This window comes from Sporolactobacillus shoreae (genome assembly GCF_004684935.1).
Classification (GTDB): domain Bacteria; phylum Bacillota; class Bacilli; order Bacillales; family Sporolactobacillaceae; genus Sporolactobacillus; species Sporolactobacillus shoreae.
In genome coordinates, this window is the sequence record NZ_SRJD01000018.1 from 1 (window position 1) to 11,942 (window position 11,942).

Consider the following 11,942-nt stretch of genomic DNA (forward strand, 5'->3'; position numbering starts at 1 on the left):
CGGTGAAGGGATACCCTTTTCCTTTCGCAAAATAAATGCCAGCTATAAAGTCCTACGGACATTATAGCTGGCACTTATTGGACAGGCAATCCCGTCAACTTTCGGCTAAAATCAGGCATCAATAACACTAATAAAAAGCATCCGATTCGGACATTCGTCCAGATCAGATGCTCTTTCTTTCATCTCTTAAGATTAACGTTGGCTCTTACTTCTCCTCAGCCTCTATGTACGACGTTTTTGATGATTCCTGCATGCGCCAGTAGACAATCAGGCTGACAAAGATACAGGCGGCAACATAGAAGAAAAATAAGGTCTCAATACCGATGCTCTTGAACCACAACGCGATGAATTCAGCGGTACCACCGAATATGGCTACGGTCAGGCCATAGGGAAGACCGACACCGAGCGCCCGGATTTCGGTAGGGAACAATTCGGCTTTGACGATCGCGTTGATCGACGTATATCCGGTGACAATCACTAGTCCAAGCATCATTAGCAGGAATGCGGCGATCACGCTGTGCGATGAGCGCATGATCAGGAACAGCGGCACGGTCAGGACCGTACCGAAGATACCGAAGAAAAACAGCAATGGACGGCGGCCAATATGATCAGACAAAAGGCCGGCAAGCGGCTGCAGGATCAGGAAGATCAGCAGCGCAAAGAAGTTAATCAACGTAACCACTTCCTTGTCAAGCCCGACAGAATTGATCATGAATTTCTGCAGATACGTGGTGTATGTGTAAAAAGCGACGGTTCCGCCGAGTGTCAGGCCGACAACCGTCAGGACTGCCCGTGGATACTGCATCAGCGCTTTCAGTGTTCCTGCTTTCTTCTTGGAACTGCCGGACATCTTCTTGAACTGGTCCGATTCATCCATAGTCAAACGCAGCCAGAGAACGGCGAGTGCCCCGAGGGCGCCGATCACAAACGGAATACGCCAGCCCCACGCGTTGAGCTGTGCCTCATTGAGCGTCAGCTGAAGGATAATCTGAACACCCAGCGCGACCAGCTGGCCGCCGACCAGCGTGACATATTGGAAGCTGGAATAGAAACCGCGCCGGCCTTTATTTGCCATTTCAGAAAGATAGGTTGCGGATGTGCCGTACTCGCCGCCGAGCGACAAGCCTTGAAACAGCCGGGCCAGGACGAGAATAATCGGTGCGAAAATGCCAATCGTGTGGAAACTAGGTGTTGCTGCGATGACGAGCGAGCCACTCGCCATGATCATTATTGAAAGTGTCAAAGCCGCGCGGCGGCCGTGACGATCCGCATAACGTCCCATGATCAAGCTGCCAATCGGACGCATCAAAAAGCCGATCGCAAAGACGGCGGCCGTGTTCAGCAGCTGTGATGTTGTGTTCTCTGACGGAAAGAAATCTGTCGAGAAATAAACGGCAAATGCCGCGTACACGTACCAGTCATACCACTCAATCATATTTCCCAGCGAACCTTTTAGAATATTACTGGCAATATGGCGCGACTTCGCGCGTTCTGTAACCTTAGCATCAGTCACTTGACCATCTCCTTTTTATGAACATTACCGTAATCCACATCAATCAATCTTGAAAGAACAAATGCAAGAATATCGACCATAATAAGTGAACATTGTAAGTTAATATACACGAGCTTCCCTATAAAGGTCGAATCATCTGCCTTGACGACATCCTATCGTTCAGCCACGGATGGCCGATATCCTCTTCTCTATGATTACGTAACTATTCATTTTTGTTATCATTATAATAACATATTGATCATAATCTATCATTGCATTTCTTCAATTTGTAAAATTTATTTGTTTTTTATTAATTCAGCAAAAAATATATTTTCTTTTTTCCTGCATCGATTAAGTAATAGTCCCCGACTGGAGCAGCTTTACCTCCATCGTCCAACAGCATTAATAAACAGGAGGAGCCATCCGATGACAGGCTCCTCCACTATATTTACCCACTCTAAGCATAACCAGATTCGTCCGCTCTTTTTTAAAACTGCACACCAATGCCGTATCTGATCCCCTTCTTATACTCTTTCAAAACAAGTGGGGCATACAGGTTTTGATCAAAATAAATTTTGGGCCTCTCACCTTTATGGTTTGGCTTAACTGAAAATCTTAGAATGACCGTCGTTGAATGGGAAGGTTGTAATTGCAACAGTTCACTTTTGTTAAAGTTTCCTGACATCGTTTGATAGTAATCCAAACCATAAGCGAGCTTCGCCTCAACGATTTTCAATATAGAAATGTTTTTAGTTGAGGTATTTCGAATTTGCATCGTCACCGTCGCAGGGATCGTCTTAAATCCATGGTTATTGGTCAACCGGCCATAGGTCAGACTCTTGACATTGAGCGTCGCGTTTCCAAACGGAACATTTTGGCCGACTTGATAAGTTCTGATCTGATATTTTTTCGCAACCCCTTCATTCACTTGATAGACACGGACCAGCCACACCGCGGCAGCGACAATGAGAACGGCCAAGATAGCTATTTTCATCTTGCTCATGGCTCTGCAGCCTCCTTGATCTCGTGACCGATAATTTTGCCACTCTCCATCTGGAAGATTTCATCGGACAGATAATCCAGATCCTCCTTGTCATGGCTGGCAATGAGGATACACTTTTTCTTATCTTTCAACTCGAGCAGTAACTTCTTCAGTTCTTCAATGCCATCCGTATCCAGCGCATTGGTCGGTTCATCTAAAATAATCAGATCCGGATCCTCCATGATGGCCTGGGCAATGCCAAGGCGCTGCTTCATGCCTAATGAATATTTTCGATATCTCCGCTTATCCTCAGGGTCCAATCCGACCAGACGAATTGATTCTTTTATTTGTTCATCGTCAATCAGGCCCTTAATTCCGGCCAACATTTTTAAGTTTTTGAAACCCGTAAACCCGTTTAAAAATCCAGGATATTCGATAAGCACGCCGACGCTCGGCGGGAAGGATGCCTCTTTCCCAAGAGTGATTCCACCTGCTTCAACGGTTCCCTCGGTGGGCAGGATCAGTCCGCTCAATGCTCTGAAAAGCATTGTTTTCCCGGATCCGTTTTTCCCTCTGAAACCGTAGATGAAACCGCGCGCCAGAGTCAGGTTGATGTCTTTAAGCACCATTTGATTTTTTATGGTTTTGGATAAGTGTTCCGCTTTCAAATAGATCTCGTTTGCCATCCTGAACCCTCCTATAATAATTCGCGTTGCTTGCAGATATATAAGGTGACTGTACTGACCGCCAGAAAGAGACAGGCAGAATACGCTAAAGAAAAGCCAAGCGTCAGATGATGTTCCAGATCAAAAATGTCCTGTTTCAGGATCATCGAGTGTATGGCCGGCAGCCATTTGCTGTCCAGAAAGGTTGACAGTGTACAGAGAACAACCACACAGAAAAAAGCGATGATTGGTTGCAGCCAATGAATCAGAAGCAGCAGAAGGCTTGACAATACAGTACTTGTCGCGATAAAGCCGATGAGCAGCCGCGTCACTAATAGCCCGGAAGATACTTTGGATTGCATCATCGGTTCAATAAACTGATGGAAATATGAAGAAGCGTTCAGCGAAAAATCGTGGGTCACGCTGCCGGAAGCCAGATAGACCGCCGCAAACAAACAGAGATACAGCGCGAGATTCTGAATGATCAGCCACACAATTTTTGACATAATATACTGCCGCTTCGATTGGCATCTGAGCAGCACATACAGTTGATTTTGCCGGAAATCATGAATGAGATAGTCCGCTGTTAAAAAGAGCGCGAAGAATTGAGTGAAGTCCCAATAATAGGGAATCACATAATCCGTGAGCGTTTTTATGTAACCATTGTCGCGCATCAGTAAAAAGAATGTATCCAAACCATTCGTTCCGATCGATTGATTCCGAAGACTGATTGCATACGCCAGAGCAGCCATATAGGCCAGAAAAATCAAGTACTTATATTTTCCATAGGAAAAGCTGTATGTGACATCACGCCAAAAAAGCCTGAAGAAGGAATAGATCATGAGAGAAAGTCCCTTCTTTCATAAATCATTCCAGTTATCCCATACAAAGCAAGAGAAACGATAAATAAATAGGCGCAATGAAACAGGATGCTGATCGGATTGATCCAGTTTTCGAGCACCAGCACTGCTGGTGTAATAAAAAATGATATAGGAAAAGGACCAAACATTTCAATACCGGCAAGGATTACAAGCACAATCAGGATCAACCCATCGTTCTTAATCCAGCATTTCAAGAAAAGGGTCAGAAAAGCAATCATCAAGAATCCTAAAAACTTAGTCACAAATAGAGCTGCCACTACTTTGTATGTCGCAAGATGGGGCAAAACACTTTGAAAACGCTGCGGATTATGGATCAGCCAGCTGACTGATCCGTCCGCACGTAACCATGTATTACCAAAGCCAGCAATTAATCCGCCTACTGCCCAAGAAAACAATAAAATCAGGACAGTAAATACGATTGAATAGACGATTGCCGCGATGACGTAAAGATGAAAAATCTGAAAACGCGATTTCATCTTGGTCAGAAAGGATCCACGATCCTTGAATTTCATTAATTGTGTCATCGTAATCACAATCATCGGGATACCGACCGAGACAAACATTAATTGATTCGTGCTACCATGGAGGCCATACAGATCAGCTATCAGGTCGAACAGCCCTCGAGGACCGGGACCCTGCTTGTCCAGTGCCATTAAGCATGTCAAGATAAACGCGCAGTAGATGCCTCCTCCGAGCCAAACGTTTCTAAGTGAGAACAATGCACCAACCGAAATCCGGAAAAGCCTAGATGGTCTCATGTCGATCACCAACAATATAATACCAGAGGAAGGTACCAATAGTCCCTACAATTAAATAGGTTGGAATGCCCCAGTTTGCCGGACCATTTTCAAGAAACAGCCCTGAGATTGAATATTGGCCCAAAAAGGTATAAGTAAAAAGATCAAATCCCATAAAGGCCAGAAAAGGAACCACAAGGACAATATAGCGATTTTTCAAAACGGTGGAAAAAGCGAGCCCGATTGAAGCCAGTATTCCGCCCAGCAGGAAGAACAAAAAGAGACGTAGCAGTATGTAAAGCACAGGATGTTGATAGTTCAAATCCGGCAAAAAGTTGCCATTGGGCACCAAAATCATACCAAAGTAATAGTTATTTTCAATTAAGGGGAATGATGTCATCTGGCCTAAAAAATTGAGAACCAGTGGAAAAACGACAACAGTCCCTCCCAAACAGTAATTTACGGCATAACGGATCATCAAATACTTCTTCTTGCTCACCTTAGTCACAATATTTTTGATATACCCTGAGTTAAAATCTTCCGCGTACGCATCGGCATAGGCTAATGAGGCAAGCAACGGTAAAATTAAGATAAAAATATTATACGTATCACCGATATTATAAGGCATCCACATCACATACGGGCTGCCCGGATAGAACGCATAATCTTCACTGCTTGATATTTGCGGCCATACCTGAACAACCGGCCATATCGCCAGAAGGGCACCAACTAAAATCAGGAACCAGAAAATCGGCCTGCGGGTCACCCGCTGTATTTCCATTCGTAGCATTCTGTCCACCGCCTTCAACTGATTAGTGATAAAATTCTTTGTATTTGTAAAACCTGACGCTTAAGAAATAGAAAATTGTAACACCCAAAAGAAAATAAATAACCTGAAACAACTGGTCGGTTGTCGACAGCCAGGTATCCAGTGTTATTCGTACCCGCTCCAAGAGTAGCGGAAATCTTTCTGAGATCAGGCCCTCGCCAGCAAAGATCAATAAAGACAAGAAAAACACATAGACATTTTTCTTAAGCACGATTTTCAGGAAAAGAATGAAAACCGCTATAAATAAAATAGCCATAAACCGTGTGCTGAGTAGATAGATCCAGATCTTTAAGCTGGTTACATGAGAGATGTAGAGAGGAAAGTAGGCTTTATTTTCAAGCAGAAAATAGATCGTGCCTTCCCGTGATCCCCAAAGATTGACCAGATGGCCTGTCGCAAGCAGCGAAACGATTATCCCTGTTGCCGCCGTGATCAATGTTAAGAGGGCAGCAAAACAAACGGACAAAACAACCAGTTGATTTAATACTTTACCTTTATCCCGAATACGGACCACCATAAGATGGTTCTCAAACCGATCCGTAAGCTGAGGCAGGACAAGAGCAAAGAACGGAAGGATTCCCAGTAGCAGCACCTCAACGCTCATACTGCCGCCCCACTGGACATTGGCCACATAATCGAAGAGCGAATTCCCCGCCCACTTTGGTGCCGTCAAGGTGCTGGATACATCCACAGCCAGAAAATAGATAAAGGCTAACACAGTCATTTTCACAGGTAAATATCTGATCGCCATCATGGTGTGTTCACCCCACCGGACGGCTTAGGAGCACTTGTACTGTTTACACTTCGGTCGATATATTCCTTAAAGGAAACTTGTTTGTTACCGGAGATGTCTAAATGAAAAACTTTAGGATCAACCCCTTTATTAATCCGGATCCCTCCAATAGTCACAAAGAAAATCACACGATTTTTTTGACCATAGCATTTCAAGTCAAGCAGGGCACCTGTATTTTTAGATACCACCATCGTAAACGATCCTTGTAAATCTTCAGAAACGTTGCTCGGAATTGTCCCTTTGATTTGATAAACAGGCATACCAAACTGTGTTCCCTCTTTATAGTTCCAATTTGTGTAATTACTGAACAGTAGACTCCACCATTCACTGCTGGTAACCATTTGATTAAACATGCCAATGTATTGATCTTCGAAATCACCGACGCTTTGTCCTCTTATTCTCTTGGGTGTATCCTTTGTATATATTTTCTGTTCAGGCCTCTTAAGAAGAGCTGAATCGCGATTGAAGAGAACATCCGTTGTTTCTACAACCTTCCCATTCTCATACTGCTTGTTGGTGGCTCGGTTTTTGTGATGATCAAAGTCTACATAAAAGTTGATCTGATTCATTTCGTCTTTAGAATGCCCCCATTGATAACTTCCCTGTGCATTATGAATATAGTCCCAAGCGTAATACATCTTATTTACGATGCTAAACTTATCGGGATATTTCTTCGCGAGTTGCTTATCACTCTCCGTATTAAAAGGAAAGGTACTTCCTTTCGACGAATCCCTGTGTTTGCTCTTAGTTACAGTTCCCTTGTTGATGCTGCTGGGACTATTCGTTCCTTCGTTGTTATGAAACAGCGAAGTTACCGCTTCAGGATAAGTGGAATAAATCTTAATGCCTGCTAAAATAAGGGCAAGTAAAGTAATCACTACGATTGGAATCCATTTCTTCATAGGATCGCCTCCTAAAGCACTTCTACTAAAACTTGCCCTTGTGCTTTACCTTTCTCCATGGATTATCATTATTTTCAGTATAGACACTCAATTATATATATTCGCTTTTTTCTATATATTTGTTACAAATTATAGCACATGAAATAGAAACTTGGCGTAAGCAAGAAAATTATTCTTACAATAGAAATCTTACGATTTTCAAGGGTATGTCACTTCGACCAATTTTGTCTCACCAACATTATTATCCTTTACAGAGTTGTAGAAGCTTTTAGATAAATCACAGTTGACATAATCTAATAAACATTATCTATTATTGGCATAAATAGGAGGCCCCCCTTAGTTCCAATCTTATATGGCAATAGGAACAAGGAGAACCCCTCTTTTTTAATAATTGCAATAAAGATTTAACAAGAATGCATCTTTTAATTCATTTTATATTGAATCTGGGCTCCAAACGCCGTATGCCCCAAACCCATGTACAGAATTTGCCGTTCCTTTAATTCGGACATAAACCTCACCCGCGTCTTCAAAGGCGTAATTTGAAAGGTATCTTCCTTGGTTGATATTCGCACGGTTGAAAGTATAGTACCAGGTTTTCGAAAAATTAGAATAGCTACTTTTAACTACTGAGGCAGTATATGATGGATTCGGATCAGATCCACTTATCGATTCCAATTTCATATAAGCTGAAGTATTGTTCGTTTTTAACCTGTCACCAGTGTATTGAGTTGTGCTACCTGGCCCAAATCCGTAACTAAAAGAAGTATCAGTATAATTACTGGCAAATGCAGTCAATGAACTCACAGACAAAATCACTACTACAGCAAGTACAGTCACATACAATTTTCTCTTAACCATTACCACATTATCGCTTCCTTTAATTTAATATTTTTAACATATTTAGTATATATTTCATTTTTAAACATATCAAACAATAAATTTCTACAAAAACCGACATTATTTATGATATATATTATAAAATCCCAACAGCAGGAACATCACAGTCGATGCATGAGTAAACTTACCCGAAGTGCTGATATATTCGCAACCCTTGGTTTCTACAACTCGGCGGAGTTACGGAAGCGTCTTATTGCTTAAAATCTTTCCCTCGCTTTCCAATCAGTGTCAAGTGTGTGGCGTGAAACAAGCCAGTACCTGTACCCATTCCGAGCACAAATATAAAGCGACCTATAGGGCATTGGAATTGATTTCATTAGCTGCACTTTATGGCGTTCATGTGTTCTATAGTTCGTTCTACTTCTGGTTGTGCTTGTTGGAGCCAAGATTCCGGTCGCTGCTATCACTAAGGTGAATAGAGAAACAATTAAAATCGAGAACCAGAAGATTCGCCAATCGGGGCAAAACTGATGTAAAAGTTATAAATCGTTTAAAAGTTAACGCATGCGTACTCATATTGCCCACTATCAAATTAGCCACAGAATCAAGTGATCTCCGATTCATCGAGTACTGGAATGATAGTAAAGATACTCACAATCAAAAAGATAAAACCACACAAACTCAATCTCACAGGTGAACATCTTATCACCATCATGGTGTGTTCACCCCGCCGGATTTAGATCCGTCCACATTATTCACGCTGGTCTGTCCAAACTCCTTAGTCGAGACCTGTTTACTACCAGTTAAATTCAGGTGAAAAACTTTAGGATCAAGCCCTTTATTAATCTCTATACTCTTGCAAGTCACAAAGAAGATCACACGATCTTTTTGACCATAACATTTCAAATCGAGCAAAGCGCCCGTACTTTTGGATACCACCATGGTAAAAGGGCCTAGCAAATCTTCTGATATATTGCTTGGGATGGTCCCTTTGATTTTATAAACGGGCATGCCAAACTGTGTTCCTTCTTCATAACTCCAGTTTGGATAATTATTAGAGAGTAGAGTAAACCATTCACTACTGGTAACCATTTGATTATACGAACCAATGTAGTTATTTTTGAATTCTTCGTCACTATGCCATACTTTTCTCTCGGGTGTATCCTTCGCATATATCTTTTGCTCCGGCCTCTCAATGATCGCTGCATTTTTATCGAATAAGAGATTCGTTGTTTCAACAATTTTCCCGCTCGCATATTGCTCATTGGTGACACGATTTTCGTTCTTATCAAAATCTACATAAAATTTAGCTTGTGACATATCTTCCTGGGAATGACCCCATCGATAACTACCCTGTGCATTATGAATATAGTCCCAGGAATAATACATTTTATTGACGATGCTAAATTTATCAGGGTATTTCTTCGCGAGTTGCTTATCACTCTCCGTATTAAAGGGAAAGGTACTCTCTTTCGATGAGTCCCTGTGTTTACTCATTGTTACAGTTCCTTTGTTGGTCCCATTGCTGACGCTGCTGGGACTATTAGCTCCTTCATCGATATGAAACAATGAAGTTACCGCTTCAGGATAAGTGGAATAAATCTTAATGCCCGCTAAAACAAGAACAAGTAAAGTAATCACTACGATTGGAATCCACTTCTTCATAGATTGCCTCCTAAAGCACTCCTAATAAAATTTACCCTCGTGCTTTACTCTTTTTGGACTCTCAATATTTTCAGTATAGATATTAAATTTCATATTTTCAGATATTTATAGATTTTTTCTCACAGATTCATTATGGTTTTCCTGCGAATCCACTTCACTTAACTTAACTTCGTCCCATAAAACCTGTTTACATTGTGTTGATCAAATTTCTTCCTTAAAATCCATTACGGGAAATAGAAAGATCTCAGTGAGCAGGGTGTTTATATAGTTAATATAATTCACAATATTTACTTTTAAAAGTATTTTTATCGATATATTTTTCGACAAAGAGATTATTCGAACGTAATATTGCCCTCAATATTGAATGATCCGCAACCGTTAAGTATTCTCACTTTAAGTCTCTTCTATTTGGTCCGAAGCATCTATTACCGATTTATAGATTGGAACAGAATACAGTTCTTTTGTTCCGCAATGAGCCGTATTGAATCCGATGGAGATAAGATCGCCGTCAATATTGCTCAACCAAATATTCATGTCCCTTTCGAATTCCGGTGGACTGATATGAGTAATAAGCTTAACCTTCATCATTCAATTCTCTTCATTCAAATCATGTTGTGAATTGCCGTTATATTTTTAACCATCCAATATAGCATTAATAATATCACGCCCAATCATTCAAATAAATTATCAATATTTTAGCTGATATAATGAAGTAAGTTATTCTGCTTAGTAAAAAAGAGATAGTTTTATTAACTTAATAGAATATTAGAAACTTGTCACCCTCTATTCGACAGACTTTGCATCATCATGATGCTATTGTTATTTCTATAATTTGTTCCCCCAGGAACAGATTAAATCAATTAACTCGCGAGGAGGAAAAAGATGAAACTATTTTTCAGGAAATTTGGAGTCATGATCCTAGCCGTTTCTCTGTCTCTGTTTGCCGCGACACCTATTTTAGCGAGTGCGAAAACAGCACCATCACCTTCATTACCCAGCGGATGGACCGCCCATCATCCATTGCATTTTAAGCACATTTCATCGGGCATAAAGCCAAGAGTGGTTTCTAATGTTTACTCTCCATCGCAGATCAAAAGTGCTTATGGCATTAATTTATTAAACGGAACAGGAGCGGGACAAACAATTGCGGTTGTCGATGCCTATGGGAGTCCGACGATCCAGGCTGATTTGAATACCTTTGATCAGCAGTTTGGCCTGCCAAGCGCAAACATCGAAGTCGCATATCCGCAGGGAAAACCAAGCACCAATGGCGGATGGGCCCTCGAAACATCACTGGATGCCGAATGGGCTCACGCGCTTGCTCCAGATGCAAAAATATTAGTGGTCGCGACAAAATCAGCATCCCTGACTAATTTGCTCGCAGGTATTGATTATGCAACGGCCAACGGTGCAACCGTTGTCTCAAACAGCTGGGGAGGATCCGAATTTTCTTCTGAAGCCTCCTATGACAGTCATTTTAACCACAGTGGCATCGCTTATTTGGCCTCTTCAGGCGACAACGGTGAAGGCAGTTCCTGGCCTGCTGCCTCGCCCAATGTCGTCTCCGTCGGAGGAACATCTTTATATCTCGGAACTAACGGGGCCTACAGCAGTGAATCTGCATGGTCCGGGTCCGGAGGTGCAGCAAGTACTTATGAAAGCATTCCAAGCTTTCAGGCACTTTGGTCAACCGTGGTTGGATCTCATAGAGGGATTCCGGACGTGGCCTTCGACGCTGATCCAAATACCGGGGTCTATGTTTATACAAGCACACCGGATCAGGGGCAGTCGGGATGGTTTCAAGTTGGAGGAACGAGTTTCAGTGCTCCGGCATGGGGCGCATTAATCGCATTAGCAGATGAGGGACGCCTGCAGCCTTTGTCGAGTGCACAAGCATTAAGCGCTATTTATAGCATCGCCGGATCAACAGGAAGCAGCGGCTATTCAACCGACTTTCACGATATTACGACGGGAAGCAACGGTTACAGTGCCGGACCTGGTTACGATGAAGTAACAGGGATTGGTAGCCCGACCGCAAATCAATTAATCCCTCTTTTAAGCACTTATTAAAAAACTGTTAGTGACAAGTGTTAATCTCTCATTGTGCTAGTGCCAATTTTGTTCGAGAAAAATTAAAGAACCGGATAAAAAAATCTCCG

12 protein-coding genes are annotated in these 11,942 nt (G+C 42.1%); 1 reads left to right on the forward strand and 11 read right to left on the reverse strand.

Going from position 1 to position 11,942, the window contains the following annotated elements; all coding sequences use genetic code 11:
• Positions 1-205: 205 nt before the first annotated feature.
• The 11 genes from E4665_RS13565 to E4665_RS13615 form a co-directional block, all read right to left on the reverse strand.
• Complete coding sequence (locus E4665_RS13565) at positions 206-1,435, reverse strand: MFS transporter (RefSeq protein WP_241654882.1); 1,230 nt, start codon at positions 1,433-1,435, stop codon at positions 206-208.
• A gap of 544 nt (positions 1,436-1,979) precedes the next feature.
• Positions 1,980-2,495 (reverse strand): hypothetical protein, encoded by a 516-nt coding sequence (locus E4665_RS13570; RefSeq protein ID WP_135349344.1) that lies wholly within the window; start codon positions 2,493-2,495, stop codon positions 1,980-1,982.
• On the reverse strand, positions 2,492-3,160 hold the full coding sequence (locus tag E4665_RS13575; protein WP_135349345.1) for an ATP-binding cassette domain-containing protein: 669 nt from the start codon (positions 3,158-3,160) through the stop codon (positions 2,492-2,494). Before E4665_RS13575 ends, E4665_RS13570 begins: the two co-directional genes overlap by 4 nt.
• Before the next feature lie 11 nt (positions 3,161-3,171).
• Entirely contained in the window at positions 3,172-3,981 is an 810-nt protein-coding gene (locus tag E4665_RS13580) for a hypothetical protein (protein WP_135349346.1), read from the reverse strand.
• The gene (locus E4665_RS13585) at positions 3,978-4,778 is read right to left on the reverse strand and encodes a hypothetical protein (protein WP_135349347.1); all 801 of its coding nucleotides are present in this window, start codon (positions 4,776-4,778) and stop codon (positions 3,978-3,980) included. Before E4665_RS13585 ends, E4665_RS13580 begins: the two co-directional genes overlap by 4 nt.
• Entirely contained in the window at positions 4,765-5,547 is a 783-nt protein-coding gene (locus tag E4665_RS13590) for a hypothetical protein (protein WP_135349348.1), read from the reverse strand. Before E4665_RS13590 ends, E4665_RS13585 begins: the two co-directional genes overlap by 14 nt.
• A gap of 22 nt (positions 5,548-5,569) precedes the next feature.
• Positions 5,570-6,340 carry a hypothetical protein gene (locus E4665_RS13595; RefSeq protein ID WP_135349349.1) on the reverse strand — a complete coding sequence of 257 codons (771 nt, stop codon included), beginning with the start codon at positions 6,338-6,340 and terminating at the stop codon, positions 5,570-5,572.
• The gene (locus E4665_RS13600; protein WP_135349350.1) at positions 6,337-7,281 is read right to left on the reverse strand and encodes a hypothetical protein; all 945 of its coding nucleotides are present in this window, start codon (positions 7,279-7,281) and stop codon (positions 6,337-6,339) included. The genes E4665_RS13595 and E4665_RS13600 overlap by 4 nt, the downstream gene beginning before the upstream one ends.
• A gap of 432 nt (positions 7,282-7,713) precedes the next feature.
• Entirely contained in the window at positions 7,714-8,145 is a 432-nt protein-coding gene (locus E4665_RS13605; RefSeq protein ID WP_135349351.1) for a hypothetical protein, read from the reverse strand.
• A gap of 684 nt (positions 8,146-8,829) precedes the next feature.
• Complete coding sequence (locus E4665_RS13610; protein WP_135349352.1) at positions 8,830-9,783, reverse strand: hypothetical protein; 954 nt, start codon at positions 9,781-9,783, stop codon at positions 8,830-8,832.
• A 393-nt stretch (positions 9,784-10,176) separates the two neighbouring features.
• A complete protein-coding gene (locus E4665_RS13615) occupies positions 10,177-10,368 on the reverse strand; it encodes a hypothetical protein (protein ID WP_135349353.1) in 192 nt (63 codons plus the stop codon).
• Between the two features lie 297 nt (positions 10,369-10,665).
• Between E4665_RS13615 and E4665_RS13620 the strand changes: the two genes are divergently transcribed.
• Positions 10,666-11,853: a S53 family peptidase gene (locus tag E4665_RS13620; protein WP_135349354.1), complete on the forward strand. Its 1,188-nt coding sequence runs from the start codon at positions 10,666-10,668 to the stop codon at positions 11,851-11,853.
• Positions 11,854-11,942: the final 89 nt, after the last annotated feature.